We start from the raw sequence: 25,398 nt of genomic DNA, 5'->3' as shown, positions 1-25,398 counted from the left end.
TGACCTGTACGCAAAACAAAACAGACCGAGGGCAGGAACAGCGCCGCCGGAAGCCCCATTCCTAACGAGAAATTACCAACAAAGTTTGAATCAAAATTTACTTTTGGTCCGGCCGGGCGATTCGCGGACGGCCCAGGCCGCCATGAAGCCGGAAGCCGCAAGGCTCTGATTGGACGGCTGCAGGCCCTAAAGCGACTGACGTCTGAAAGACGGGGTCTAACCCCGCCTCAATTCGTACCCATATAGGGGGCTCGCTAGATGCGTTTGAAACGCTCCGACCCAAGGATTGTCACCCAAGGATCTGTCACCAATGTCAAAATCACGGACGATCAAAGTCGCGTCGATCTTCCTGATCCTGCTGATGGCGCTCGGAAGTGTGTCCATAGGCACAGCCGAGGCGCGCATGGGCGGCAGTTTCGGCAGCCGCGGCAGCCGTACTTTCCAGGCCCCGGCACCGACGAAGACCGCGCCCTATACCGCGCCTGTAACGCGCTCGATGACGCCGAACACCACCCAGTCGATACCGCCGTCGCAGTCGTTTCCCGGCCAGGCGCGACCGGGATTCTGGAACGGGTTTGGCGGCGGCTTCGTCGGCGGGCTGGTCGGCGGACTGCTCTTCAACGGCTTGTTCGGCATGATGCTCGGCCATGGCTTCGGCGGCATCGGCGGCGGCTTCAGCTTCATCTTCCAGCTGCTGCTCATCGGCGGCCTGATCATGCTGGCGATGCGGTTTTTCAGCCGCGACAATGCCGCGCCGGCCAATATGAGAAGCTCCGGCTTTCCCTTCGGCCAGCAAGGCTGGGGAGGTTCCCAACCCAGCTACCCTTCCCGCATCACGGGTTTGGGTGCGGCCGGCGCATCCGGCGCTGACGAAATCGGCATCACGGATACCGACCGGGACGCGTTCGAACGTATCCTCGCCGACGTGCAGACCGCGTTCAGCCGCGAGGATCACCAGGGATTGCGAAGGCTGACGACGCCCGAGATGGTCTCCTATCTTTCGGAGGAGCTCGCGGACAACGCGACCCATGGCCTCAAAAACGACGTGACCAATCTCGAGCTGCTGGAAGCCGATATTGCGGAGGCGTGGCGAGAAGGCTCGCGCGACTACGCCACGGCGGCAATGCACTGGCAGGCCATCGATGTCATGCGCAATCGCCAGACCGGCGCCGTCGAAAAGGGCGATCCGAAAAATCCGGTCGAAGCGACCGAATTGTGGACTTTTACACGCGAGGCTGGCGGCCCGTGGCTGCTGTCCGCAATCCAGGACGCATCCAACTGAACGTGAAGGCGCCGCGGTGCTGTCCGCGCCGCGGCGCCCTGCCTGATGCAGCTTTCCGCCGCTGGCCGATGGCTGGTGTCTAGACACCTCGCCTGAACACGCCGATCATCGGACCGAGATTCCAGAAATCGTCGTTGCGGCCGATGGCCGGCGCATAGAGGCTCGATATCGAGCCGTCGAGGAACAGCGCGTTCGGGCAGCCAAGCTCGTCGCGGAACAGGCGCGCGAATTCGTGGAATGTCACGACGTCGTTCGAGATGGCAAAGACGGCGACGCCGTCGGCCCGCACGCCGACGCCGTCGCGGATTTTTCGCGATGGGCTGCCGGCCTGGAATTTCGGATGCAGCCTGCCGTCGATGACCAGCATCGGCCCCGATTGGGTCGCGTAATCCACACGCGGCGGACGCTTCAGATAGTCCCTCGTCGCGCGAACGCCCGCCTTGCCGCCGCTGAGATAGAATATTCCGTTCGGCTGCATGGAGAAATTGCCGGTGCCGGCCCCGGTTTTTGCGGGCGTGACCTGCCTGCCCTGTTCGACATAGAGCCCCACCGGCGCGAGGTCCGGATGATACATGCCGGCATTGATGCCGAAGAGCATTGTGCGCCCGGCGGCCTGCTCGGCCGTGCGCAGATTGTGCAGCGAGCGATAGAGGTCGCCATCCTTGTTCTTCCAGAACAGCTCGATCGAAAATTGCCGCGGATCGGTCTCGCAGACGAGATAGGTCGCGGTCTCGAAGGTCCGGTTGCGGCACGGCGGCAGCGCCGCCAGCCATTGCCCGGCGCCTAAAGTCGCGCCGAAGGCGGCCGGCAGCGCCGATTTCACCAGCGTTGCCAGCAAGGGCAACGATTGCAGCAGCGTCGCAAGATCCATCAAGACACCCGAAGCGGACGTTCAGGTGTCGATATAGCCGATTTTGCGGCTGCCTCTAGCTCAGCCAGCCGGCAGCGACGCTGATCAAGAGCACGACGCCCAGCAGGCCGCGATAGACGACGAAGGGCCAGGCGGAAAAGCGCTCGAGCACGCGCATCAGGCCCCATATGGCGAAAAAGGCTGAGATCGAGGCGACGACGAGGCCGACGGCCAGGACCGACCAACCATATGCACCGAGGTGAATCTTGTGCAGTTCCCAAAGCTCCTTCAGGCCGGCAAGCGCGATCGCCGGCAGGCCGAGCAGGAAGGAGAGCCGCGCGGCCTCCGGCCGGGCATAGCCAAGACCCAGCGCCGCCGTCAGCGTCGAACCCGAGCGCGAGACGCCGGGAATGAGCGCGCCCACCTGGGCAACGCCGACAAGCAAGGCGTCGAGCACCGAGACTTTGTCGAGTGTAAGCCTGTGGCTGGCATAGATTTCGGAGAGCGCAAGCAGCACTGCCATGACGATGCAGGACCAGCCGATCACGGCCAGCCCACGCAGCGGCGAATTGCAGGCATTGAGCACGCCGGAAAGCGCAAGGCCAACGATGACGATCGGAACGGTCGCAAGCACGATGCCGATCGCCAGGCGAAAGTAGCGGTTGGCGTAGTCGCGCCGCGCAAGCGCCGACAGCGAACCCACCGCGACTTCCCTGACATCGCTCCAGAAATAGCCGATCACCGCGGCAAGGGCCGCAAGCTGCATGGCGGCCGAGAAGGCGGAACCCGGATCCTGCCAGCCCAGCACGGCCGGCACGATGCGCATATGCGCCGTCGACGAGATCGGCAGCAATTCGGTGATGCCTTGGACAATGCCGAGAAACGCCACCTTGGCATAGCCCAGGCCGACAAAGCCGGTATCCAACCCTTGAGTGCAGACGTCGGTCATCCCAGTCCTTTCCCCAGGCCCCGGTCCTGCCGGAGCAAAAGTGAATCGTCATTCGCAAAGCCCCTCGAGGACAGCCTTAGCCTCACGATCCCGTGAATCCAACTCACGGATTTGTAAGGTGCCGCTAATCCCGCTTGACAATGGGCATCCCCATATTATCATCCACTAATCTTACACTGTAAGGTAAATCGGAGGAGGAACCACCATGTCGACCGCCGCCCTCTCGGAGCTGCAGCCGGTCGTGCCGCCGGAAACGCACGTTCCCGAAATCGCGATCGAGGAGGTGTCACGTGACATGAGCCGCGCCATCGAGCGCGCCGAGGTCAATGCCTGGCTCGACCTCTACGGTGCCGCACCCGCGGATTTCGCCGCCCGGCACGGCCTGTCGATCGCTCGCGACGGCGACCTCGTCTGGACCACCTGCACGACGATCCCGTTCATCCATTTCAACTGCGTGAAGAACATCGGCGTCGACGGCCCGGCCTCGGAGGCTCAGCTCGACGCGCTGCTGGCGCACTATCGTGCTGCAGGCATTCTCCGGCCGTGGTTCTATACAAGCCCGCATACCGAGCCGTCGCGATTGAGATGTTGGCTGGAAGCTCGCGGGCTGCAGCACCAGAGCGGCTGGGAACGCATCTTTCGCGATGCGACGCCGCTGGCGGCCGAACCGCTGTTTTCGGCCGACGATCTGTCGGTCGAGGAGGTCACGCCCAAAACGGCTCCGGAATGGGCTGCCTTCATCGATGGCAAGTACAGGTTGCCCACCTCGCCTTGGCTCATGGCGCTGGTCGGCCGCAAGGGCTGGCGTCACTACATGCTCAAACGTGATGGTGCGGTGGCCGCGGTGCGCTCACTGTTCATCTCGGACGGCGCCGCCTGGAGCGGCATCGACGCGCCGGTGCCCGGCATCATGGCGCCAAGCTTCGATCTCGACGCCATGCTTGGCGAAAGGCTGGTTCGCGACGGGATCGCCGCCGGCGCGAAACTGTTCGTCGCCGATATCGAGGCGCCGCGCCCCGAACGTGATGGTCCGGCCTACCGCAACTACGCGCGACTCGGTTTCAAAATTGCCTATTTCCGCAGTCATTACAGCTATTTGCCGGCGCATTCGAGCTGATGGGATGAACTAGCGGTACAGCCATTGCTTCAAGCAGCTTCCGGCCACGACATGCGCCGGCGGCAGCACCGGCTGATCGATGCGGGGATCGTCTACGGTCTTGTCGCGAGCCTTTTCCAGGAGCATGCGAATCTCGGCCGGGCGCACGCGGTCACGCTCCATCACGAGTTGGATCATCGGGTCGTTCAAAAGCTCGTCCAGGGTATTGATGCTCTCGCTCATCCGTCGCCTCCTCGATGCCTTCCCGCATGGCGGTCAGATAAGCAGCCAATGATGGCTCGCCAATGACGCTTTGCCGGCTATCTCGTGAATCGAAGATGAAATTTTTGTGCAGGCATTCTTCCTTCTCCCCTTGTGGGAGAAGGTAGATCGGCGCGCAGCGCCGAGACGGATGAGGGGTGTTCCAGTGGAGTGAGACGGTGGCATTCCCTGGAACACCCCTCATCCGACCGAGCTTCGCTCGGCCACCTTCTCCCACAAGGGGAGAAGGTTAAGCTCTACGCCGGCGGAGCACCCTCATATTGCGGCAAGCCGTCGTCGAGTCGCACCCAGGGTTGCATGGAAGCGGTCCAGAAATGCATGTCGGGCCTGAACGCCGACGGATCGTCGAGTGAACCGGAGGTAACGCCGAGAATACCTCTGGAATCGCGCCGCGAAAACAGCGTCGTGCCGCAGGAAGAACAGAAGCCGCGCTTGAGGTCCGGCGAGGAATTGACCGTCGCCAGAGGCCCTTCGACGGTCACGTCGTCGATGCGAAACAGGAGCCGCGCGTTGAAGGCCGCGCCGATCGCCTTCTGGCAGAGCCGGCAATGGCAGACGCGCTCGTTGATCGGTTCGGCCTCGGCCCGATAGCGCACCGCGCCGCACAGGCATCCGCCCTGGTATTTCGTCATCATCGACACTCGCTTCGTGGAAATAGCTCACGGTAGCGGCGAGCATCGCAGCGTCAATCAAAAAGCGTTGATGGGACGTGATCGCTTGCGGTGATGCAGGGGGCGACGCGGCAGCAAAATAGGATGGAACTAGTGGCGCCGGGCCTGGACGAGATAGGCGTCGATCTCGGTTTCGCCGAGCCATTTGGCGGCTTCCAGCCGATGCAGCCCTTCGACCAGAACATGGCGCTTGCCGTCGTGGCGCACCTGGATCGGCATCTTCATGCCGTTTTCGAGGATGTCCTCGGCGAGATGGCGCACGGTCTCGGGATGCAGCGTCTTGCGACGCGCCGTCGGCACGTAGATGTCGTCGACCTTGACCCTTTGCACGCGCAGCATGTCGGCTCCCGGCGTTGGAAACATCGCCTGCGAATGAAATTAGTTCGTTTGCCGGATATCGCCAAGCGCAGACGTTTGCTGGCCCGATCGTTTCCATTTGACGCTTGCCCGGCCAATGGTCTCAATGGCGGCCTGTTGGTTTCAGGTGCTTCTTGACGCAGTTGCCCGCCGAATTTCCCGATTTCGGGCTGACGCCCGAGCAGCGCCGCGAGGCCGTGCGCGGCCACTATTACGAGTGGCCGGGAATGGACGGCGCGAGCGCCGAGATCTGGGGCTACAGCGACCGATTTTCCTATCGACCGGGCGAGACGGTGACGCTGTTCGTCAGCTCGACGTCGCCGCGGTTCGACATCGTTGTCGTCCGCGATGGTGGAGACGAGACCAAGGTCTTTGAGGGAACGGGCCTGTCGGCGCGCTGGCAGGATACGCCCGACCAATGCTCGGTCGAAGGCTGCGGCTGGGAGGCTTCGTTCGAGCTCAGCGTCGGCGACGACTGGCCGTCAGGCGCCTATCGCGTGACGCTCTCGGCGGAAGGCCGTGACGGCGAGCCGATACACAGCCACCACCTCTTCATCGTCGCACCCCTGCCCGGCCGCAAGCCTGGCCGCCTGCTGCAGGTCGCGGCGACCGGCACCTGGATGGCCTACAATACCTGGGGCGGTTCGAACCATTATCAGGGCATCACCGGCCCGAATCGCGACCTGTATGCCACGATGGTCTCCACGCAGCGCCCCTGGTGCCGCGGCTTCGTCGTGCTGCCGAAGGAAGCGCCACGCGTGCCGCTGGAGGTCGCGGTGCCGCCGAGAACCGTGCCGCGCTATCCGCATATGGAATGGGCCTTCGCCACAGGACATTCGAAGAAATACGCCTCTTCCGGCTGGGCGAGCTACGACAGCCATTTCTTCCGCTTCGCCGAGCGCGCCGGCTATGCGGTCGATCTCGCCAGCCAGCACGAGCTGCATTTCTCGCCGGAGATCCTCGACGGCTATGACTGCGTCGCGTTCGTCGGCCACGACGAATACTGGACCTGGGAGATGCGCGACGCGGTCGACGCTTATGTCGAGCGCGGCGGTCGTGCTGCCCGTTTCGCCGGCAATTTCATGTGGCAGACCAGGCTGGAGGACGAGGGCCGCCGGCAAGTCTGCTACAAGTACCGCGCCCGCGCCGAGGATCCCGCCTATCGCGACGGCGATGTCACCCGCGCCACCAACTCCTGGGAAGCGCCGGAGATCGGCCGTCCGGGCAGCGCCACCTTCGGCCTCAATGCAACGCGCGGCGTCTATGCCGGCTGGGGCGGCTGCGCGCCGCGCGGCGTGCGCGGCTTCCCGGTCTATCGGCCGGAGCACTGGGCCTTCGCCGGCACCGGCATCTATTATGGCGACCTGCTCGGCGCCGACAGCCACGTCTATGGCTATGAGGTCGACGGGCTGGACTTCGAGATCCGCGGCGGCCTGCCCTACCCGACCGCTGAGAGCGGCGCGCCGGACGGCTTACAGGTGCTCGCCGTCGGCATGGCGAGCCAGGTCGAGGAAAGCGCCGACATCCCGATCGAGGACCAGTTCCTCACCGACGAGGACGGCCGCTTCACCGCCGAGACTTTGTTCGGCGAGGCGAGCGACGCCAATCTCGACAAGGTCAAGCGCGGCAACGGCATGATCGTCAATTTCCCGCGCGGCAAGGGCGAGGTCTTCCACGCCGGAAGCTGCGAGTGGGTCGCCGGCCTGCTAAGGCGGGATGCTATGGTCGAACGCGTGACCAAAAATGTTCTCGACCGCTACCTTGGCCGAGACAAGAGAGGGTGAATGAGCGCTGTGCAGTCCGTCGAAACCGACCGCCGACCGAATCTGTTCCATTTCACGCGGCGGCCCCAGCCAATCGTGGACCGCGCTGACGGCATCTATCTGTGGGATAAGAGCGGCCGTCGCTACATCGACGGATCGAGCGGCGCGGTCAACGTCAATGTTGGTCACGGCAATCGCCACGTTATCGATGCGATGAAGCAGCAGCTGGACCGTGTCAGCTTCGCCTACATCTTCCAATTTGAGAACGAACAGGCCATCGAACTTGCGCGGGGGCTCGCCGCTCGACTTCCGAACGGGCTCGACCGTATCTATTTCGTATCGGGCGGCTCCGAGGCAGTCGAGGCCTGCATCAAGCTCGCGCGGCAATGGGCCGTTGCAACCGGTCAGGACAAACGCTGGAAAATCATCGGACGTATGCCCTCCTATCATGGCATCACGCTCGGTACGCTTGCCGTCACTGGCGATGATATCCTTACCAAGACATTCGACCCGGTCGGGCGGCCAATGCCTTTGGTGCCGGCCCCGCTTGTTCATCGCGACCACGACAATCTGTCGATGGAACAGCGAGGGATCCGCTACGCCAATATGCTGGAAGAAAAGATCTTGGAGGAAGGGCCGGAAAGCGTGCTCGCTTTCATTATGGAGCCGATCGGCGGCGCTGCGACCGCGGCACTGGTTCCGCCCGACAGCTATTTTCCGCGGATCCGCGAAATCTGCGATCGCTACGGCATCCTGCTCATCCACGACGAGGTGATGACTGGCATCGGACGCACCGGCAAATTCCTGGGCGGCGATCACTGGTCCTGCCGGCCGGATATCGTCGCGCTGTCGAAAGGGTTGAGTTCGGGCTACGCGCCGCTTGGCGCGCTTGCCGCGACACAGAGGATCGTCGGGCCGGTGGTTGAGAAGGGCGGGTTCCTTCACGGCCATACATATGGCGGCAACCCTGTTGCCTGCGCTGCGGGCCTTGCTGTTCTCAGCGAAGTCGACCGCCTCGGCTTGATAGAGAATTCCGCTGCCATGGGCGAGGTGCTGAGGAACGAGCTTGAAGTCCTCTCCGGTCGCTTTCCCTTCATTGCCGACGTGCGGGGCAAGGGCCTGTTCATGGGTGCGGAACTCTACGCCGACCCCTTGGCCAGGAGGCCATTGCCACAAAATCTCAACGCCAATTTGCGGCTCATCGATCTTGCCTTCGAGCGTGGACTCATCATCTACTCGCGGCGCGTGCGCGGCGGGCCGGTGAGTGATAATTTCATGGTCTGCCCGCCTTTGATCACAACCCGCAAACAGATCGGCGAGATTATCGCTGTGCTTGGCGACACGCTGGAGGCACTTGCCGCCGAACTTGACCTGCCGGTCAATCACTGAGCCCTCGCCGAGGGAGGTGCCGATATGGAGAGAGTGCTTGTCTCGGCCTGCCTGCTCGGAAGCAAGGTGCGCTACAACGGCTCGTTTCGGCTCGATCACCATCCCGTACTGGTGCGGTGGCAGTCGGAAGGCCGGATCGTGCAGATCTGTCCAGAGGTTGCGGCAGGTTTTTCGACGCCGCGTCCGCCTGCGGAAATCCAGGCCGCGGGCGACGGCCATGCGGTCCTGCTGGGCCACGGCAGAGTGATCGAGCAAACCGGCAGCGATGTCACCCACCTTTACCGCGAAGCCGGGCAACTGGCACTCGACCTCGCCCGGGAAACCGGATGCCGCTATGCCGTATTGACGGACGGCAGCCCGTCATGCGGCAGCAGTTTTATCTATGACGGGAGCTTTTCAGGGGCCAGCATGGCTGGCCAAGGCACGACCGCCGCGCTGCTCGAGGAAAACGGTATCCGTGTCTTTTCCGAAGACAGGATCGGCGAGCTTGACGATCTGTTGACCGGCTCCAACGCCGGCGGACATGCGGACTGACCGATGCGGCAGCACATCCAGGCCACCGACATTCTGCTCCGCACCGGCACCATCGACGACGTCGAAACCATCCACGCCGCCCTGCTGCGCCTTGGCACCCACATCGGCGCGCACCAGGAAATCACTTCGACGGCTGACGATCTGCGCCGCTATGGTTTCGGCGACAAGCCCGCCTTCTCGACCCTGATCGCCGAGGTCGACGGCGAGTTCGCCGGGCTCTGCCTGCATTTCCCGATCTTCTCGACCTGGATGGGCCGGCCCGGCGTCTTCGTGCAGGACCTCTATGTCGAGGACCGCTTTCGCGGCCGACGCATCGGCGAGAAACTGCTGCGGCGGGTGGCCAAGGAGTGCCGCGCTGCAGGCGGCGTCTATTTGAGGCTCTCCGTCGACACGGACAATGAGACCGCCAAGACCTTCTATGAAAAGCTCGGCATCGGTTGGTCGAGCTACGAGCAGGTGCAGAAGATCGTCGGCGAGGCCTTCTTCGCCTTTGCCGACGCGCCGGAGGAAGAACGATGAAAGCCTTCCATGCCGAGGAGCAGAAGCGCCACGACCCAAAGGCCTTCCTTTCCAGCGGCGCTCCCCAGCCCAATCCGGAAAAGCCGGAACGGGTCGAAAGATTGCTAGCCGGCGCAAGATCGGCTGGTTTGACGGTCGAGCGGCCCCAAGAATATGGCCTCGGCCCGATCGCGGCGGTACACACGCCGGAATATCTCGACTTCCTCGAGCACATTTTCACTCGCTGGCAGCGCATCGAAGGCGCTTCCGCCGAAGTCATCCCCAACATCCATCCGATCGCCCGCAACGGTTCCTACCCGGCCTCGGCAGTCGGTCAGGCCGGCTATCATATGGCCGATACCGCCTGCCCGATTTCGGCCGAGACCTGGAACAGCGCGTTGTGGAGCGCCTGGAGCGCGGTGGAGGCGGCCGAAGCCGTCATGGCCTGCGCGACGTCGGCCTATGCGCTCTGCCGCCCGCCGGGTCACCATGCCTTCGCCGATGTCGCCGGCGGTTTCTGCTTCATCAACAATTCGGCGGTGGCGGCGCAGGCGCTGCGCAGGCAAGCGGCGCGGGTCGCCATCCTCGATGTCGACCTGCATCACGGCAACGGCACACAAGGCATCTTCTACGCCCGGCCCGACATACTGACGGTCTCGCTGCATGCCGATCCGGTGCGCTTTTACCCCTTCTTCTGGGGCCATGCCGACGAGCGCGGCGAAGGCGCAGGCCTCGGCTACAATCTCAACTTGCCGCTGCCGCGCAAATCCGGCGACGCGGCGTTCCTCGAAGCACTGGCGACGGCTTTCCGGCGCATCCGCGCCTTCGCGCCGGAGGCGCTGGTGGTGGCGCTCGGGCTCGATGCTTTCGAAGGCGATCCGTTCGGCGGGCTGTCGGTGACGACGCCCGGCTTCTCGCGTATCGGCGAGGCGATTGCCGGGCTCGGCCTGCCGACGGTCATTGTCCAGGAAGGCGGCTATCTCTGCGATGCGCTCGGTGACAATCTCACCGCTTTCCTGACCGGCTTCGGCGGCAAGCAGCGATAGTTCTCTAACTGCGCTGCTGCCTCAGCATCGCGATCACACGATGCACGCTGTCCAGCGTCTCGGCGATCTCGGCCGCCGTGTTGTAGTGCGCGATGCCGATGCGCACGACGCCCTGCTCCGGCGGGATGCCGAGCTGGTGGACGATCTCCCACGCATAGTTGTGGCCCGACCACAGGAAGATGTTTTCGGCATTCATCTGCCGCACCATCGTCTCCGGCGCGACACCGTCGACCGTAAAAGAGACTGTCGGTACGCGTTCGCTGAAGCGTTCGGGATCGGTGATGCCTCGGATGGTCAGGCCATCGATGTCGGCCAGGCCTTCGATCAACTGCCGGGCGAGCGCATTCTCGTAGGCGACCGACATCTCGAAGGCCCTCGCGATCTGTTGCCGCCGCGAGCCGTCCTCGCCCGCCGCGGCACCGAGATCGGCGAAGTGGTCGACAGCGGCGGTGAGGCCCGCCATCAGCTCGATCTGCGGCGTGCCGAGTTCGAACCGCTCCGGCAGGCCGTTGGACGAGCAGCGGCATTTATAGGGCTTCAGCGTATCGATGACGGCGCGGCGGCCCCACAATATGCCTATATGCGGCCCGAAGAACTTGTAGGCCGAGCAGACCAGGAAATCGCAGCCGAGCGCCTGCACGTCGATCAGCCCGTGCGGCGCGAACTGGACGGCATCGACATAGACCAATGCGCCGGCCTGCTTGGCGATCGCCGTCAGCGCCTTCACCCGGTTGATCGAGCCGGTGAGGTTCGAGGCATAATTGAGTGCCACCAGCCGCGTCTTGTCCGACAGCAGCGCCTGAAGAGCCACTTCCTCGACCTGCCAGCTCTGCTCGTCGAACGGCAGGAATCGCACGACGAAACCAAGATCCTCGGCAAGCTGCAGCCAGGGCGAGACATTGCCCTCATGGTCCATGCGGGTGAGGATGATCTCGTCGCCCGGCTTCATCATGCGGCCGAGCGTGCGCGACATATGATAGGTCAGCGTCGTCATGTTGGCGCCGATGACGATCTCCTCGACACTTGCCGCACCGAGGAAATCGGCCATCGCCGCATGCGCGTCGTCGACCACTTGCTGCGCCGCGACCGTCGTTTCGAAGAACCCGCCGAGATTGGCGTTGGTCGTCAGCAGGCAGCGCGACACCGCGTCCGCCACTGCCTGCGGCACCTGCGTGCCGGCCGGATTGTCGAGATAGATACGGCGGCGACCTCTGTCGGTCAGCGAAAGTGCCGGAAATCGTTCACGCACGGCCCCGATCGGAAAATCTGCCATCGTCTCCATCCGCCTGTTCCCCCATGATTTCTTGTCTTTTTCTCAATGATTTCCGGTCACGGGCAGGGATTGCCGACGCGCTGGTGGATGGCGTCGACCGCCTTCTGCATCTCCTCCGTCCACCTGACCTCGGCGGAGGACAGCGCCGTGTCGAGCTGCGCGACGGTTGTTGCGCCGACGATGTTGGCGGTCACGAACGGCCGGCCCGACACATAGGCATTGGCGAAGAGCGCCGGCTCCATGCCGAAGGAGCGTGCCAGCTCATTGTATTCGAGCAGCACTTCCGCGGCATTCGGCGTCTCGTAGCGCTGTCCACGGTTGAAGAGTTGCGAACGCGAGCCGAGTGGGCGCGCGCCGTGGTCGTATTTGCCGGTGAGGTAGCCCTGCGCGAGCGGCGAATAGGCAAGCATGGACACCTGCTCGCGCTCGCAGACCTCGGCCAGGTTCACCTCGAAGGTGCGGTTGACGAGATTATAGGCGTTCTGCAGCGAGGCTACGCGCGGGCCGATGCCCTTGTCGGACTCCGCGAGGAAGCGCATGACGCCCCAGGAACTCTCGTTCGACAGGCCGAGATGGCGGATCTTGCCGGCCTTCACCAGTTCGTCAAAGACGGCGAGCGTCTCGGCAATCGGCGTCTCGCCTGCCGGCGCGTCGGCAGCGTCGGCCCGCCGTGCCACCGCGCCGACGCGTGTCGGGTTCGAGCCCCACGGAATATCTCGGTCCGGCCAGTGAATCTGGTAGAGGTCGATATAATCGGTGCCGAGTTTGGCCAACGACTTCTCGATCGCGTCCAAGATATCGGCGCGCACCAGCTTCGACGGACGGTCGCCGCGGAACCAGGCATTGGCGGTGCGGCCGACCACTTTCGAGGCAAGGATGACCTTGTCACGGTTTCCCTTCGCCTTCATCCAACTGCCGATGATCCTCTCGGTCCGCCCTTGCGTCTCGGCCTTTGGCGGAATCGGGTAAAGCTCGGCGGTGTCGATGAAATTCACGCCGTAGGAGAAAGCCAGGTCCATCTGCGCATGGCCTTCGGCCTCGGTGTTCTGCTGGCCCCAGGTCATCGAGCCCAGGCAGATTTGCGAAACAAGGAGGTCGGTCCGACCGAGGCGGCGTTTGTGCATGGAATGTCTCCGGCGGGAGGTGTTGCGCGGGCTGCGCGAAGAGGAGGTTGAACATAGAGCAAAACGCTTGCGTTTTGCAAAGTCGCCCAGTTTCGAGATTGGCCGAAGCATCTATCAGTTCGTCATGTATGGACGGCCCCTTTTGGGCAAGAGGCAAAATGGCAACGACGGCGCAGGTCTGGAGCGGTCATGTATTCGGCCTTTAGTGCGGTCGATTTCGAAGACCGCTGGCCCGCAAGGGTTACGCGGATCGAGTTCCAATCATTCTAGCGCGCTTTGTATCGCGATGACGAAGGCGGAGTGTCTCGACCCAGGTCCTGACCATTTTGCCGTGCTGCTTTTTGCTCCTTACGCTTGTTGAGGGCCTCGATTTGCGTTTATGCCGCAGTCGGCGCCCTGTATTCCTGTCCCGATTGCAGCATTGCCCAGATGATGCGGGCGGTCTTGGCCGCCTGGGCGACGACGGCGACCTTGACCGGCCGCCTGGCCAGCAGGCCGCGAACCCAGGGTGAGCCCTTGTCGGGTTTGGCCCTGACCTGGCGCAACCAGGAACTGGCGCCCAGAATGAGCAGCCTTCGCAGGTCCCTGTCGCCGGCGCGGCTGATATGGCCCGTCAAGCTGTGCTTGCCGCCGGTGTCATGGCTCTTGCGGGTCAGGCCCAGCCAGGCGGCGAAGTCCCTGGCCGAAGCGAACTGGCGGCCATCGCCGATGGTGGCGACGGCTGCATGCGCGATGATCGGGCCGACGCTCGGGATCGTCGTCAGCCGCAAGGCCGCTCGCTGCTGCCTGACCTGAGCCAGGATCTGCTTGTCCAGCTTGCCGATCTCGCCATCCAGCGCCCGCCATTGCCCGGCCAGAGGCGCCAGACAGATCAACAGCGCCGCGGGAATGGCTTCATCGGCTGCCTCGATGCGCTGCAGCAGGGCCTCGATGCCTGCGGCCCCCTTGGCACCTATCAGACCCATCTCATAGAGCTGCCCACGCATGGCGTTGGCCAGTTGCGTGCGCTGGCGCACCAGAAGGTCACGTGTGCGATGCAGCGCTCGGGCCCATTGCTGTTCGACCGTCTTGATCGGCACGAAGCGCATGTCGGGCCGGCTCACCGCTTCGCAACAGCCTTGCGCATCGCGGGCATCGTTCTTGTTGCGCGCAACATAGGGCTTCACATAGGCCGGCGGCATCAGCTTGACCTCGTGGCCGAGCGCGCTCAGCGTGCGGGCCCAATGATGGGCCGAGCCGCACGCCTCCATGCCGATCAGCGCCGGCGGCTGCGCGGCGAAGAACTTCTCCACCTGCGCGCGCCGCAGCTGGCGCTGCACCACCACCTGCCCGGCTGCATCCACGCCGTGCACCTGAAACACGTTCTTGGCCAAATCGATTCCAAATCTGATAGCTTGCATGACGGACGGTCTCCTCCGCTGGGTTCCAACACGACCAGTTTGGCACATTCGATGCCGCAAGGGGCCGTCCACCCATCATTCTAGGGCGGAGCAAGGAGCGAAGCGACGCGCGCAGACCCTAGAATCCATGCCGTTACCTTCGCCAAGGACCGCAACGGAGCAAAATTCTGAACAGTAGCAGCGCTTCCAAGTCACGGCATGGCAACTGTGTTCATGCGAATGTGGTTTTGTCGCGCATGATAGCGTTGAGGACGACCAAGAGCTTCCTTGCGACGGCGATGATGGCGAGTTTCTTGGAGCCTGATCGGGCGGCAAGTGCGCTGTAGAAGGACTTGAACCGGTCGCAGGTTCGGATGGCCGTGAGGGCTGCCATATAGAGGGCGCGGCGCACGCGTGATCGCCCGCCCTGGATCTGGCTCCTGCGGTTGAGCTTGCCACTCTTGTTGTCGAACGGGGCAAGGCCGGCGAGTGCGGCGATCGCCTTGGGTGAACGCTGGCCGAGCTCGGGCAGGTGCGCCAGGAGCGAGAGCGCGCCGACCTTGGAGACACCCGGCACGGAGATCATCAGCGTGTAATCGCGGGCGGTGTCCTCGGTTTGACGAATAACGTTGGCGATCCGGCTCTCGAGCGCATGGATGCGTGTGTCGAAGGCGGCAATCGTTTCTTCAAGGTCGGCAATGACAATCTCGTCGAAGGCCTCAGCGAGGTGCTTCTTCAGCGTTGCCCGCATCTCGACCAGATGGTCGCGGTAGCGGGCAAGCGATTGAAGCTGCTCGTTTTGTTCACACGGCGCCGGCTCGGCCGCCGGCTGATAGCGACGGCCATAGTCGCTCAGCATCCTGGCGTCGAGACGATCGGTCTTGGCGCGCCGTCTCGTCGACTTGGCATAGTGGTGGGTATGGGCCGGATTGTGCCGCGAGAACGGCACGCCGGCCTTGGCCAGCGCGTGGCGCAGCAGCCGGTCATGCACGCCTGTCGCCTCCATGACGACGAAGTCTTGGCCGGGACGAAGGCCTGCCACATAGGCAGCGATCGCCTCAGCCTGGTTGTCGATGCGCCGAAAACGGCCGCTTGCCTCGTCAAAAAAGTCTAGCCACTGCTTGGAGATGTCGCAGCCGACATAGTTCTGCACTATCATGTCCACGCCTCTTCCTGTGGTGCGGGGTCTGCTTGGAACAGCCCCGTGCAACTGTTCAGGTTGATGGTTCACCGGTGGGAAGGGACCGGGCCATGCCGCGGCCTGTCCGAAAGGACGACCAGGATCCACTCGGCCTCCTTCCCACTTCAACCATACACCGGAACCAACACACAGGATCCTTGGGTCTGCACTCCGCTTCGCGTCGCTACGCCCAAGGATGACGAATATTGGAGAGGCTCCAGCCAATCTCGATGGCTTGCGATGGGTCGCCGAAGCGAACAGTTGAAGTCTCTGATGGAGGGAACTACCGCCTGGCGCCGGCCAGCGCGCGTCGCTTGGCCTCGTCGATCAGCATGTTGGCCACCTGCATGCGGATCATGGCGCGCTGGCGCAGATGCGGGGCGACACGGTCCGGATGGTTGGCGAAGGCGAAGTTGCGGCGCATGCGGCCGAAATCGGCATTCTTGCCAGGGCGGTCGAGGCCGAGCTCGCCGGCAATCGATTCGGGATCGATCGGCGGCAGGTCTTCTTCCGGCCGGTGCTCTTCATCGGCAAGCGACAGCTTGGCCTGGTCGAGAAGCGCGGCGAACTCGGCGGCAAGATCGGCGCCGGCCTCACGATATTCGGTGGCCACGCTTTCGCCCGCAACCTTGATGCGGCCGGAGTGGAGCTCGTCCGCTACCGACAGATAGTCGAACGGAATGGATGGCCGGGCGCCTCCATCGTCGCCCTTCTCGGAAGCGGTGATGAGGTCGTCGAGCAACGAAGCGAAATCGAGCTTGTTCCCGGTGCCGATCTCGGCCTCCCTCTGTCGCGACAGTATTCACTGTCGTTGCCGACCTTAGATCGCTGTCGTTAAAAATGAATGCCAACGGTGTTAACAATTGTGGGCATTCCGCTCCAAACGTCGGCCGCAAGCAAAAGGCCGGGCTGCATTTTCGTGCAGCCCGGCAAGATCGCCAGGAGTGGCGAGGAAAAAGCCGGCCATGTGCCAGCACGGGGCGTACGATCGAGCTTCGGCTAAAGTTTCAAAAAAAATCGATTGTGGCGAAAAAAGCTCGCCAGGCATGGCTGCCATGCAATTGCTGCACTGCACAATTTTAACAAATCACCTATATTCTGCCAGTGTGGAGGGCAAACTAGGGGCCTGGGATATGGGGTTCTTCACCGAAATGTTCGCGCGGCCGCGGCCGCAGGAACAGCAGCGTTATCGCTCGGCGCTCGCGCTTCTGAACGCGATGAGCAATGCCGACCGCGCCGATATCGGCATCAAGCCAGCCGATTTTCCGCGTATCGCCCGCGAAATGTCGATACGCTGATCCGGCGCCGGATCAACCCGGAAAAGCCCGCTGGGCTTTTCCGTCCGGGTTGCGAAACCAAAATAAGGAGGGTTTCCCGGCCGCGCCGGGAAACCCTTGGGCCTAGCGTCCCAGGAAAATCGACTTACCAAGCGGCACGCCATTGTGCCGCAGGATGTCGTAGGCCGTGGTGATGTGGAAGTAGAAGTTCGGCATGGCGGCGTGCAGCAGATATTGCAGCCCGCTCAACGACACCTCGCGGCCGGCAAGCCTGAGTTCGATCGTCCGCTCCTCCGACCCGTCCAGATCGGCGGCCGAGAATGTCGCCAGATGATCGAGCGTCTTGGCGATTCGGGCGTGCAACTCCTCGAAGCTTGACTCATTGTCCTCGTATTTCGGCACTTCGCGGCCGGCGAGCCGCGACGGCGCGCCCTTGGCGTGGTCGGTTGCGATCTGCACCTGCCGGGTCAGCGCGAACATGTCGGGCGCCAGCCTGGCGGTCAGGAACACTTGCGGGTCGATCTTGCGGTCGGCCGCGTTCTGCTCGGCCAGCGAGAGCACGCTGGCCAGCGCCTTCAGCCGGGCCGAAAAGACAGGCACGGAAAAATCGTACATGGATATGGTCACGTTAGTAATCTCCCAGGCGGCCTCAGCGCCGCGGGCCGTGAGCTAGCGCTTCCTGGCTCGATTCTTCAAGCAGCCCTGCCCCCGCGTCACCGCCTCGCCGCAATCGCCGTGGTAGTATTTTCGTTATCGAGCGGAGATTCCCGATGAGACGTGTCCTTCTCGCAGCGACTGCCTTGTTCTCCCTTGTCGGCATCGGCCGGTCGGCACTCGCCGCCGAAGCGCCCTATATCGACGACAGATCCAGCGCAGAGGCAGTCGTCCGCTCGCTCTACAGCGCCATCGGCCGGCATGAATTTGCCCGCGCCTGGGGTTATTTCGGGGATACCAAGCCGGCAAAAGATTTCAGTGCTTTCGTCAAGGGCTACGACAACACCGACACGGTCGAGGTCAAGACCGGCGCGGTATCGGACGAGGGTGCCGCCGGCAGCATCTACTACAGCGTGCCCGTCGCCATCCAGGCGACCGACAAGAAGGGGGAGGCCAAGGTCTTTGCCGGCTGCTACACCCTGCGGCAGGTCAATGCGCAGATCCAGGAGCCGCCGTTCCAGCCGATCTTCATCGACAAGGGCGCGCTCAAGCCGTCGACTTCGGATTTCGAAGATGCCGTGCCGGCCGGCTGCGGCAACGGCCCGCCACCTCCGAAGAAGGATGAAGCACTGGAACAAGCCAAGAAGGCGTTCCTCGCCGCCTACGGCGAACAGTGTGACAAGGAGACTCCGGAAGGCAAACCGGTCGGCGAGCCGGACGCCTACTCCATCCACTACAAGGACAAGGACGCCGGGGCCGACGAACCGGAGCGCGAGACGCGGCTCTTCCGTTTCTTCTGCTCGACGGCCGCCTACAATGAGAGCGCGGTCTACTACATCCATGACGACGTTTCCGGCGTCAGGCAGCTGCAATTCGCAGCGCCGGAACTCGACATCCGCTATGAGAACAACAACAGCGAAGGCAAGGTCGAGGGGATCCACATTATCGGCTTCCAGACCGACGATCAGCTGGTCAATTCCGACTACGATGACAAGACCAAGACGATCACGTCCATGAACAAATGGCGCGGCGTCGGCGACGCTTCATCGACCGGTACCTATCTGTTCCGCAACGGCAATTTCTCGCTGGTGCAGTATGATGTCGACGCCTCCTATGACGGCGAGATCAATCCCGAGACCGTCCTGGACTACAACACCCCGCCTTGATTAGGGCGGTCGGGGTCTGTTGAGAACCGGAGCGGAGCGTACTGAAGTACGTGAGCACCGGAAGCGCAGGAAGCCGCCATTTGCAGGCCGGCCTCACCTGAATATCGACAGACCCTAAGGTGCTTTCGTCAGCATCCAATTGAGCGTGCCGCGCCAGTCGACCATGCGGATCGGCGTCCCGTGCGTGCCGGTTTCGAAACGCACGAAGCGGGTCGGATAGGTCTTCGACTTGGCGAGGATCGAGCGGAAGAATGCTTCCTGCTTCGCCACGTCGAACACCACATCATGGCTGCCCTGGCCGAAGAACACCGGCACCCGGCGCTTGAAGGCGGGGCTGGTCAAAAAGCTTTCGTCCCAGAGTGAACCGAGCAGCAACAGGCCGTTGATGCGCCCACCCGTTTCCTTGCTCGCGGCCAGCTTCCAGCAGAGCATGCCGCCCATCGAGCCGCAGGCCACGAAAATCTTCGCGCCGGGCGATGTCTCGGCATAGTGATCGATCAGTGCTGCCACTTGCGCGGCGCCCTTGTCGCCGAAATCGGGAAAATCCGGCGAGAGGTAGAGGCCGCCATTGTCGGCCATCAGATTCTTGATGCGATTGAAATTGCCGCCGAAGGTGAAGTCGTCGACGCCCTGCTTGCGGCTGCCGCCCTGCCCGTGCAGGTAGAGCACGATGATGGCCGCCCCTTCCGTCTTGCCGACCGCGACATGCCTGACGTCCCCGGCATCGGTCTTCAGCATCAGATCCTGCTGCACCTTGCGCACGCCGGGATCGGTATATTGCGCATGCACACGCCTTTCCGGCACCTCATCGCGCTGGTTGATGTCGCGCGTCTCGCGATAGTCGAGCACCGTGTAGGCGCCGTTGTCGCCGCTCGACAGCGTCGCCGGATAGGCGAAGAGGTCGTCCTTGAAGGGTCTCAGCGTGAGCGTCTGTCCCTCGGCGGCCGAGAGGGAAAGAGCTGTTGCGGTGACCAGAGTAAGGAAGGATCGCAAGCGGAAGGCCATTCCTCAGCCATGCGTGCTTCGGCTTCGGTTTGTCAATCCTGCAGGACGCCGCCTGCCCCTTCCAACGCCTCGCGCGTGTCGACGTCGATCGCAGCGCCCTGCCCGATCTCGACATCGATGACGTCCAGACCCTCGGCCTCGACCAGATGGCGCGCGCCGGTATCGCCCTCGAGATGCGCGATAGCCGGAAACAGCGGACGCGGCAGCAGCACCGGATTGCCGCGTTTGCCTTGATGCGCGGCACGCACCACGGCGCGGCCGCCTGAACGGCGAAACGCGTCGATCAGGCTGTCGAGGTCCTTCGACGAGACACCCGGCATGTCGCCGAGCACGATCATGGCGCCGGCGGCGTCGGGCGCGACCCGCGCGATACCAGCCTTCAACGACGAAGCGAGACCCTCGGCAAAGTCCGGATTGTCGGCCAGCGTGACCTTGAGACCCAAGAGCGCCGAGCGCACGCGCTCGCGCTGATGCCCGGTGACCACGATGGTGCTGGCGGCTTTCGACCGCAGCGCGCGCTCCGCGGTGCGGCGCACCAGCGGCTTGCCGTCGAACAGCGCCAGAAGCTTGTTCGGCCCGCCCATGCGGCTCGAACGGCCAGCGGCGAGAAGCACGATGTCGACTTTGGGCTCCGCGCTTGCCGACTGTGGGGCCGGCAACGGCTCGCGCGGCTGCGGCCTGGTCGGGATTTCCATCAGCAGGCCGCCGACGCCCATGCCGGCAATGTCGCGGGCCGTGACATCCAGTCCGGCAATCAGCCGGTCCAGCACCCAGTCGAAGCCGTTCTCCTTGGGGCTGCGCGCGCAGCCGGGCGCGCCGATGACGCGCTTGCCGCCCAGCGTTCCGAGCACCAGCAGATTGCCGGGATCGACCGGCATGCCCGCGCGGATCACGCTACCTCCCGCGCGCTCGATCGCCGCCGGCACGACGTCGGCAAAATCGCTCATGGCCGAGGCGCCGAAGATCACCACCATGTCGTTGTCGCGGGCCAGCGCGGCCGCGGCTTCCGCGACGGGCGCGACCTCATGCGGCGTGCGCCGCTCCGCCGTCAGCCGGCCGCCGGAGCGCGCCAGCCGCGCCTCGGTGACGCGCAGGGTCTTGTCGAGCACGCTCGGCTTCACGCCGGGCAGCGTCGTCTGGACGACTCCGACATTGATCGGACGATAGGCGTTGACGGCAAAGATTTCGCCGCCGGCGCAGATCTTGATCACCGCATCGACGAGGTTGGCGGCGACGGCGAAGGGAATGATCTTCACCGTTGCCACCATCTGACCATTCTCGACCGGCGCATGCTGCGCCAGCGTGGCGACGGTAATCGCCGGATCAACTGCATTGATCGCGTCGATCACCTTGGCATCGACAGTGAAGACGCCGGCGGTTTCGGCATGCAGGTTCACCCGTCCGGTCGCGGCGGGCTTCACCTCGACATTGCGATGGCTCATCCCTGCCGCGATTTTTTCGGCAGCGGCATCCTCGCCGAGATCGTCGGAAGCAAGCACGGCTGCCACGACTTCCCTGACGCCAGCCGCCTTCAGCGCCGCGACATCCTCGCCGCTCAATCGATGTGCCTTGCGGAACCGGCGTTCGCCGGCCGCGGTTGCATGCGCGAGCACCGCGCCTTCGGCCTGCTCGATCGGAACCGGACCAAACTTCACGCCACGGCGCCTTTGCTTTCCAGGCCGCGCGAGCGGAAGGCATGGATGGTCTGTGCCAGCACCGCGACGGCAATCTCGGCCGGGCTCGCCGCGCCGATGTCGAGACCGATCGGCGCGTGGATGCGGGCGATCTGTTCGGCGCTGGCGCCGAGCGTCAGCAGGCGCTCGATCCGCTTGGCGTGGGTCTTCCTGCTGCCCAGCGCACCGACATAGAAGCATCTGGCGTCGAGCGCCGCCTTCAGCGCGAAATCGTCGATCTTCGGATCGTGAGTGACGGCGGCGAGCGCGGTGTAGCTGTCGAGCGGCTGGCGCTTCAGCACGTCCTCGGGCCATTCGGCATGCAGTGCCACGTCGGGAAAGCGTTCGGGTGTGGCGAAGGCCGTGCGCGGATCGACGATCTCGACCGGATAGCCGGCAATCCTGGCCATCGGCGCCAGCGCCTGGCTGATATGCACGGCGCCGATCACCACCAGCCGTGGGCGCGGCAGATGCGCATTGAGAAAGAAGGTCCGCCCTTCCGCCTCCACCGACCTCGAATTGCCGGTTCGGAACGCGCTGGCGATCGCCGCCCCGAGCTCGCCAGCGACGGGGTCGCCCTCGCGCACGATGCGGTCGCGACCGTCGCCGAGATCGGTGACCAGCACTGCGGCGCGCCGGGCGCGGCGCTCCTCGTTCAACGTTTTGAGAACGTACGGATCCATAAATGATCAGCCTAGGCGCTCGACATAGACCTTGATGCGGCCACCGCAGGAGAGCCCGACCTGCCAGGCGGTTTCGTCGGCAACTCCGAACTCTAGCATCCTGGCCTTGCCCGAGCCGATGACGTCGATCGCCTCGGTCACCACGGCGCCCTCGACACAGCCTCCGGAGACGGAACCATGGAAATTCCCCTCGGCGTCGATGACCAGATGGCTGCCGACAGGGCGCGGCGCCGAACCCCAGGTCTCGACCACGGTTGCGATGGCGACATCCTTGCCGTCCTTCATCCAGCCTTCCGCGATGATCAGAGGATCGCGGGCCTCATCGAGATAAATGCTCTCGTCCATCGTCGCTTTCTCGCAAAGTCTGTTTTTCCCGAGGAACGCATGCTCCCCACCAACATATGGCTAAGCCGCGCGCCTCCCGCCAGTCTGCAGCCAGCGGCGCGGATCGACCGAAGCCGTCGGCCGCCGGTCGAGCGAGGCGCAAAGATCGGCCAACGCGTCGAGATTATGCACCGCGCGGAACTCGTCGACATGCGGCAGCATCGCCTTCACGCCGCGGGCGCGCGCCTCGAACCCGTCGAAGCGCAAGAGCGGATTGAGCCAAATCAGCCGTCGGCAGGATTTGTGCAGCCGCTCCATCTCCTCCGACAGGCCGGTGACGTCGTCGCGCTCCAGCCCATCGGTGATCAGCAACACCACGGCGCCCTGCCCGAGTACGCGGCGCGACCACAGCCGATTGAACTCGGCGAGCGCGTCGCCGATGCGGGTGCCGCCGGACCAGTCCTTCACGGCCGTCGAGCATTCGGCTAGTGCCTCGTCGGGATCGCGATGGCGCATCTGGCGGGTCAGGTTCGTCAGCCGCGTGCCGAATACGAAGGCGTGCACGCGCCGGCGCTTTTCCGTCAGCGCGTGCAGGAAGTGGAGAAAGATGCGTGTGTACTGGCTCATCGAGCCGGAAATATCGGCAAGCACGACCAGCGGCGGATGCACTTCGCGCGGCGATCGGAATTTCGGCAAGATCAGCGCGCCGCCTGTCCGCGCGGCCGAACGCATCATGGCGCGCGGATCGATCCGGCGTCCTTGCGCGTCAGGCTTGAAACGCCGCGTGCGCACCAGATCGAAGGGCAGCCGCAAGGCCGCGATCGCCTTTTTCGCCTCGGCCAGTTCGGCCGCATCCATCTGCGCAAAATCCCTGCCGCGCAGCACCTCGTTGCCGGAGAAGGTGAAGCGTGCGTCGACCTCGATCTCGGGCACTTCCCGCGCCGGCTGGTTCTTGTGATGGCCTTCGAACATCGCCTGGCTGACGCGGTTCTCGCCCGCGCGCGGCTTTTGTTTTTCGCGATCGTCCGGCGCGACGGGCGAAAACATCGCCAGCAGCTTCTCGATCAGCTCGCGTGACTTCCAGAACAGGCGGAAGGCCTCGTCGAAGACGGGATGATCCTCGTGCCGCGAAACCAGCACCGCATGCAGCGTCCAGTAGAAATCGTCGCGCGAGCCGATGCCGGCGGCGAGCACCGCCTCGATGGCGTCCTTGACCGAGGCCGGACCGACGCGCATGCCGGCCTTGCGAAGCGCCCGCGCGAAATAGACGATGTTGTCGGCGATATGCCCGTCAGCAAGCGCCTCTCTGGGTTCCGGGCGCGGTGATGGCATGGCGCCTACTCCGCGGCCGAAAGCTCGGCCTTAACCTCATTGAGGATACGCCGGCCTTCGCCCTGTTCGATGCGGGCAATGTCGTCCTGGTACTTTAGAAGCACGCCGATCGTGTCGGACACCGTCTCCGGATCGAGCGCGATCTTGTCGAGTTCGGTGAGCGCGCCGGCCCAGTCGATGGTTTCAGCAACGCCCGGCGCCTTGAACAGCTCGATCTGGCGCAGCTTCTGGATAAAGGAGACGACCTCGGCCGACAGCCGGCGGTTGGCCTGCGGCACCTTGCGGCGCACGATTTCCAGCTCGCGTTCGGCGTTCGGATAATCGACCCAGTGATAGAGGCAGCGCCGCTTCAGCGCGTCGTGGATCTCACGCGTACGGTTGGTGGTGATGATGACGATCGGCGGCTCTTCGGCCTTGATCGTGCCGAGTTCCGGAACCGTCACCTGGAAGTCCGACAGGATCTCGAGCAGGAAGGCCTCGAACGCCTCGTCGGTGCGGTCCAGCTCGTCGATGAGGAAGACCGGCGCCGCGCCCGCCTTGCCGGTCAGCGCGTCGAGCACGGGGCGGCGGATCAGGTATTTTTCGGAAAAGACGTTGCGCTCCATGTCGGAGCGGACGACCTTGCCGGCCGCCTCCTCCATGCGGATCTCGATCATCTGCGCGGCGTAGTTCCACTCGTAGACGGCGGAGGATACGTCGAGCCCTTCATAACATTGCAGGCGGATCAGCCGGCGGCCGAGCGCGTCGGCCAGCACCTTGGCGATCTCGGTCTTGCCGACGCCCGCCTCGCCTTCGAGGAACAGCGGCCGCTTCATGCGCAGCGACAGGAACAGCACGGTTGCCAGCGAGCGATCCGCGACATAGTCCGCGCCGGTCAGGAGATCGAGCGTCTCGTCGATCGACTTCGGCGCGGGGCGCGGCGCAGGCCCTGTCATCTTGTCTCCGTGGATCCGCTCGCCAGTTTCACAGAACGTGGTAGCCGCGGTTATGGTAGATTAGCGGCCGCAAATTATCGCCGATACGCAGACCTGTCACCTTGCCAAAAAGCACACGATGGGTGGCGAGATCCTTGGCATCGATGATCTGACAATCGAAGACGGCGAGCGCGCCTTTCAGCGTGGGGGCGCCGGTCGAGATCACGTCCCATTCGCCGAGCGCGAAGCGCTCTTCCGACGGCAGGCCGGTCATGCCGGAAAAGCCTGCCGAAAGCGCCTCCTGGTCCGAGGCGAGCGTGTTCAGCGCAAAGTTGCCGTTCTTGATGAAGGCTTCGTTCTTCTGATTCTCGCGATTGAGGCAGACAAGCACGGTCGGCGGCGTGTCCGAAACCGAGCAGGCGGCGATCACCGTGGCACCTCTTTTGCCGGCGGGGCCATCGGTGGTCACCACATGCACATGGCCGGCAAAATGCGCCATTGCATCGCGATAGTGTTGCGGCCCGATATCGTTGATCTTCAGCACCTGATGATTCACCTGTCAGAAAACCAGCCCGTTATATATGGCTACATATTGCATGCCACAAGCGAAGTGCTTGACCGCAATCCTGAAATTCGCGTGTTGCGCCAGGATTAGCCAGCCTTTAGGTCTTTGCTGGAATAGTGCCGGATTGCAACT

The 25,398-nt window shown here is 63.7% G+C and carries 27 protein-coding genes; 9 read left to right on the top strand and 18 right to left on the bottom strand.

Translation table 11 applies throughout. From position 1 onward, the window contains the following. Positions 1-310 precede the first annotated feature (310 nt). Positions 311-1,282, top strand: a complete 972-nt coding sequence (locus QAZ22_RS19605; protein ID WP_278202367.1) for a TIM44-like domain-containing protein — start codon at positions 311-313, stop codon at positions 1,280-1,282. A 79-nt stretch (positions 1,283-1,361) separates the two neighbouring features. On the opposite strand, the gene QAZ22_RS19600 is transcribed toward QAZ22_RS19605, so the two are convergent. Together QAZ22_RS19600 and QAZ22_RS19595 are read right to left on the bottom strand one after the other, a co-directional pair. Further along, positions 1,362-2,153 (bottom strand): phosphodiester glycosidase family protein, encoded by a 792-nt coding sequence (locus QAZ22_RS19600; protein ID WP_278202366.1) that lies wholly within the window; start codon positions 2,151-2,153, stop codon positions 1,362-1,364. 55 nt (positions 2,154-2,208) lie between these two features. Next, positions 2,209-3,081, bottom strand: coding sequence for an undecaprenyl-diphosphate phosphatase (locus QAZ22_RS19595; protein WP_278202365.1), 873 nt, complete (start codon positions 3,079-3,081; stop codon positions 2,209-2,211). A gap of 205 nt (positions 3,082-3,286) precedes the next feature. Here QAZ22_RS19595 and QAZ22_RS19590 point away from each other — a divergent pair, with 205 nt between their 5' ends. Then, positions 3,287-4,198, top strand: coding sequence for a hypothetical protein (locus QAZ22_RS19590; protein WP_278202364.1), 912 nt, complete (start codon positions 3,287-3,289; stop codon positions 4,196-4,198). A gap of 9 nt (positions 4,199-4,207) precedes the next feature. Here the strand turns inward: QAZ22_RS19590 and QAZ22_RS19585 are convergent, their stop codons facing one another. From QAZ22_RS19585 to QAZ22_RS19575, 3 genes are all read right to left on the bottom strand, one after another. Then, a complete protein-coding gene (locus QAZ22_RS19585; protein WP_278202363.1) occupies positions 4,208-4,420 on the bottom strand; it encodes a hypothetical protein in 213 nt (70 codons plus the stop codon). 275 nt (positions 4,421-4,695) lie between these two features. Further along, the gene (locus tag QAZ22_RS19580) at positions 4,696-5,091 is read right to left on the bottom strand and encodes a GFA family protein (RefSeq protein ID WP_278207889.1); all 396 of its coding nucleotides are present in this window, start codon (positions 5,089-5,091) and stop codon (positions 4,696-4,698) included. Between the two features lie 129 nt (positions 5,092-5,220). After that, positions 5,221-5,469, bottom strand: coding sequence for a ParB N-terminal domain-containing protein (locus QAZ22_RS19575; RefSeq protein WP_278202362.1), 249 nt, complete (start codon positions 5,467-5,469; stop codon positions 5,221-5,223). Positions 5,470-5,621: 152 nt separating this feature from the next. On the opposite strand from QAZ22_RS19575, the gene QAZ22_RS19570 reads away from it, so the two are divergent. The 5 genes from QAZ22_RS19570 to QAZ22_RS19550 are packed head-to-tail and all read left to right on the top strand — an operon-like array spanning position 5,622 to position 10,717. After that, complete coding sequence (locus tag QAZ22_RS19570) at positions 5,622-7,271, top strand: N,N-dimethylformamidase beta subunit family domain-containing protein (protein ID WP_278202361.1); 1,650 nt, start codon at positions 5,622-5,624, stop codon at positions 7,269-7,271. Beyond that, positions 7,272-8,639 (top strand): aspartate aminotransferase family protein, encoded by a 1,368-nt coding sequence (locus QAZ22_RS19565; RefSeq protein WP_278202360.1) that lies wholly within the window; start codon positions 7,272-7,274, stop codon positions 8,637-8,639. A 24-nt stretch (positions 8,640-8,663) separates the two neighbouring features. Next, positions 8,664-9,173 carry a DUF523 domain-containing protein gene (locus QAZ22_RS19560; protein WP_278202359.1) on the top strand — a complete coding sequence of 170 codons (510 nt, stop codon included), beginning with the start codon at positions 8,664-8,666 and terminating at the stop codon, positions 9,171-9,173. Between the two features lie 3 nt (positions 9,174-9,176). Then, positions 9,177-9,692: a GNAT family N-acetyltransferase gene (locus tag QAZ22_RS19555; protein ID WP_278202358.1), complete on the top strand. Its 516-nt coding sequence runs from the start codon at positions 9,177-9,179 to the stop codon at positions 9,690-9,692. Then, positions 9,689-10,717 (top strand): histone deacetylase family protein, encoded by a 1,029-nt coding sequence (locus tag QAZ22_RS19550; protein ID WP_278202357.1) that lies wholly within the window; start codon positions 9,689-9,691, stop codon positions 10,715-10,717. Before QAZ22_RS19555 ends, QAZ22_RS19550 begins: the two co-directional genes overlap by 4 nt. A gap of 4 nt (positions 10,718-10,721) precedes the next feature. Here the strand turns inward: QAZ22_RS19550 and QAZ22_RS19545 are convergent, their stop codons facing one another. From QAZ22_RS19545 to QAZ22_RS19525, 5 genes are all read right to left on the bottom strand, one after another. Next, on the bottom strand, positions 10,722-11,990 hold the full coding sequence (locus QAZ22_RS19545; RefSeq protein ID WP_278202356.1) for a cysteine desulfurase-like protein: 1,269 nt from the start codon (positions 11,988-11,990) through the stop codon (positions 10,722-10,724). Between the two features lie 56 nt (positions 11,991-12,046). After that, positions 12,047-13,114: an aldo/keto reductase gene (locus QAZ22_RS19540; protein ID WP_278202355.1), complete on the bottom strand. Its 1,068-nt coding sequence runs from the start codon at positions 13,112-13,114 to the stop codon at positions 12,047-12,049. Positions 13,115-13,491: 377 nt separating this feature from the next. Beyond that, the gene (locus QAZ22_RS19535) at positions 13,492-14,514 is read right to left on the bottom strand and encodes an IS110 family transposase (protein ID WP_278201928.1); all 1,023 of its coding nucleotides are present in this window, start codon (positions 14,512-14,514) and stop codon (positions 13,492-13,494) included. A gap of 211 nt (positions 14,515-14,725) precedes the next feature. Further along, the gene (locus QAZ22_RS19530; RefSeq protein ID WP_278202354.1) at positions 14,726-15,652 is read right to left on the bottom strand and encodes an IS110 family transposase; all 927 of its coding nucleotides are present in this window, start codon (positions 15,650-15,652) and stop codon (positions 14,726-14,728) included. Between the two features lie 304 nt (positions 15,653-15,956). Continuing rightward, positions 15,957-16,415, bottom strand: coding sequence for a hypothetical protein (locus QAZ22_RS19525; RefSeq protein ID WP_278074101.1), 459 nt, complete (start codon positions 16,413-16,415; stop codon positions 15,957-15,959). A gap of 391 nt (positions 16,416-16,806) precedes the next feature. Between QAZ22_RS19525 and QAZ22_RS32215 the strand changes: the two genes are divergently transcribed. Continuing rightward, complete coding sequence (locus QAZ22_RS32215; RefSeq protein WP_082954041.1) at positions 16,807-16,971, top strand: DUF1127 domain-containing protein; 165 nt, start codon at positions 16,807-16,809, stop codon at positions 16,969-16,971. Positions 16,972-17,073: 102 nt separating this feature from the next. On the opposite strand, the gene QAZ22_RS19515 is transcribed toward QAZ22_RS32215, so the two are convergent. After that, positions 17,074-17,577, bottom strand: a complete 504-nt coding sequence (locus QAZ22_RS19515; protein ID WP_278202352.1) for a DUF1993 family protein — start codon at positions 17,575-17,577, stop codon at positions 17,074-17,076. A 143-nt stretch (positions 17,578-17,720) separates the two neighbouring features. On the opposite strand from QAZ22_RS19515, the gene QAZ22_RS19510 reads away from it, so the two are divergent. Then, positions 17,721-18,770 carry a DUF1176 domain-containing protein gene (locus QAZ22_RS19510; protein WP_278202351.1) on the top strand — a complete coding sequence of 350 codons (1,050 nt, stop codon included), beginning with the start codon at positions 17,721-17,723 and terminating at the stop codon, positions 18,768-18,770. Between the two features lie 114 nt (positions 18,771-18,884). Here QAZ22_RS19510 and QAZ22_RS19505 read toward each other — a convergent pair whose 3' ends face one another. Genes QAZ22_RS19505 through QAZ22_RS19475 form a run of 7 tightly spaced genes read right to left on the bottom strand, consistent with a single transcriptional unit; the run spans position 18,885 to position 25,245 of the window. Then, positions 18,885-19,775, bottom strand: coding sequence for an alpha/beta hydrolase (locus QAZ22_RS19505; RefSeq protein ID WP_278202350.1), 891 nt, complete (start codon positions 19,773-19,775; stop codon positions 18,885-18,887). A 32-nt stretch (positions 19,776-19,807) separates the two neighbouring features. Continuing rightward, positions 19,808-21,430: a molybdopterin-binding/glycosyltransferase family 2 protein gene (locus tag QAZ22_RS19500; protein ID WP_278202349.1), complete on the bottom strand. Its 1,623-nt coding sequence runs from the start codon at positions 21,428-21,430 to the stop codon at positions 19,808-19,810. Further along, a complete protein-coding gene (locus QAZ22_RS19495; RefSeq protein ID WP_278202348.1) occupies positions 21,427-22,131 on the bottom strand; it encodes an XdhC family protein in 705 nt (234 codons plus the stop codon). Before QAZ22_RS19495 ends, QAZ22_RS19500 begins: the two co-directional genes overlap by 4 nt. A gap of 6 nt (positions 22,132-22,137) precedes the next feature. Next, positions 22,138-22,476: an XdhC family protein gene (locus QAZ22_RS19490; RefSeq protein ID WP_042644561.1), complete on the bottom strand. Its 339-nt coding sequence runs from the start codon at positions 22,474-22,476 to the stop codon at positions 22,138-22,140. Positions 22,477-22,536: 60 nt separating this feature from the next. Further along, entirely contained in the window at positions 22,537-23,787 is a 1,251-nt protein-coding gene (locus tag QAZ22_RS19485; RefSeq protein ID WP_278202347.1) for a VWA domain-containing protein, read from the bottom strand. Between the two features lie 5 nt (positions 23,788-23,792). Then, positions 23,793-24,722 carry a MoxR family ATPase gene (locus QAZ22_RS19480; RefSeq protein WP_278074092.1) on the bottom strand — a complete coding sequence of 310 codons (930 nt, stop codon included), beginning with the start codon at positions 24,720-24,722 and terminating at the stop codon, positions 23,793-23,795. Between the two features lie 28 nt (positions 24,723-24,750). After that, positions 24,751-25,245 carry a flavin reductase gene (locus QAZ22_RS19475; RefSeq protein ID WP_278202346.1) on the bottom strand — a complete coding sequence of 165 codons (495 nt, stop codon included), beginning with the start codon at positions 25,243-25,245 and terminating at the stop codon, positions 24,751-24,753. Positions 25,246-25,398 lie beyond the last annotated feature (153 nt).

The organism is Mesorhizobium sp. WSM4906 (assembly GCF_029674625.1).
In the GTDB taxonomy this organism is placed as follows: Bacteria; Pseudomonadota; Alphaproteobacteria; order Rhizobiales; family Rhizobiaceae; genus Mesorhizobium.
Note: the sequence above shows the minus strand (reverse complement) of the source record. Positions and strands in the feature narration are given on the sequence as shown.

Coding starts and splice junctions, on each gene's coding strand:
- QAZ22_RS19605 (WP_278202367.1), top strand. CDS start 311: ATGTCAAAATCACGGACGATCAAAGTCGCGTCGATCTTCCTGATCCTG.
- QAZ22_RS19510 (WP_278202351.1), top strand. CDS start 17,721: ATGAGACGTGTCCTTCTCGCAGCGACTGCCTTGTTCTCCCTTGTCGGC.
- QAZ22_RS19505 (WP_278202350.1), bottom strand. CDS start 19,775: ATGGCCTTCCGCTTGCGATCCTTCCTTACTCTGGTCACCGCAACAGCT.
- QAZ22_RS19585 (WP_278202363.1), bottom strand. CDS start 4,420: ATGAGCGAGAGCATCAATACCCTGGACGAGCTTTTGAACGACCCGATG.
- QAZ22_RS19595 (WP_278202365.1), bottom strand. CDS start 3,081: ATGACCGACGTCTGCACTCAAGGGTTGGATACCGGCTTTGTCGGCCTG.
- QAZ22_RS19580 (WP_278207889.1), bottom strand. CDS start 5,091: ATGACGAAATACCAGGGCGGATGCCTGTGCGGCGCGGTGCGCTATCGG.
- QAZ22_RS19555 (WP_278202358.1), top strand. CDS start 9,177: ATGCGGCAGCACATCCAGGCCACCGACATTCTGCTCCGCACCGGCACC.
- QAZ22_RS19535 (WP_278201928.1), bottom strand. CDS start 14,514: ATGCAAGCTATCAGATTTGGAATCGATTTGGCCAAGAACGTGTTTCAG.
- QAZ22_RS19480 (WP_278074092.1), bottom strand. CDS start 24,722: ATGACAGGGCCTGCGCCGCGCCCCGCGCCGAAGTCGATCGACGAGACG.
- QAZ22_RS19575 (WP_278202362.1), bottom strand. CDS start 5,469: ATGCTGCGCGTGCAAAGGGTCAAGGTCGACGACATCTACGTGCCGACG.
- QAZ22_RS19540 (WP_278202355.1), bottom strand. CDS start 13,114: ATGCACAAACGCCGCCTCGGTCGGACCGACCTCCTTGTTTCGCAAATC.
- QAZ22_RS19485 (WP_278202347.1), bottom strand. CDS start 23,787: ATGCCATCACCGCGCCCGGAACCCAGAGAGGCGCTTGCTGACGGGCAT.
- QAZ22_RS19565 (WP_278202360.1), top strand. CDS start 7,272: ATGAGCGCTGTGCAGTCCGTCGAAACCGACCGCCGACCGAATCTGTTC.
- QAZ22_RS19550 (WP_278202357.1), top strand. CDS start 9,689: ATGAAAGCCTTCCATGCCGAGGAGCAGAAGCGCCACGACCCAAAGGCC.
- QAZ22_RS19600 (WP_278202366.1), bottom strand. CDS start 2,153: ATGGATCTTGCGACGCTGCTGCAATCGTTGCCCTTGCTGGCAACGCTG.
- QAZ22_RS32215 (WP_082954041.1), top strand. CDS start 16,807: ATGGGGTTCTTCACCGAAATGTTCGCGCGGCCGCGGCCGCAGGAACAG.
- QAZ22_RS19495 (WP_278202348.1), bottom strand. CDS start 22,131: ATGGATCCGTACGTTCTCAAAACGTTGAACGAGGAGCGCCGCGCCCGG.
- QAZ22_RS19590 (WP_278202364.1), top strand. CDS start 3,287: ATGTCGACCGCCGCCCTCTCGGAGCTGCAGCCGGTCGTGCCGCCGGAA.
- QAZ22_RS19545 (WP_278202356.1), bottom strand. CDS start 11,990: ATGGCAGATTTTCCGATCGGGGCCGTGCGTGAACGATTTCCGGCACTT.
- QAZ22_RS19530 (WP_278202354.1), bottom strand. CDS start 15,652: ATGATAGTGCAGAACTATGTCGGCTGCGACATCTCCAAGCAGTGGCTA.
- QAZ22_RS19560 (WP_278202359.1), top strand. CDS start 8,664: ATGGAGAGAGTGCTTGTCTCGGCCTGCCTGCTCGGAAGCAAGGTGCGC.
- QAZ22_RS19490 (WP_042644561.1), bottom strand. CDS start 22,476: ATGGACGAGAGCATTTATCTCGATGAGGCCCGCGATCCTCTGATCATC.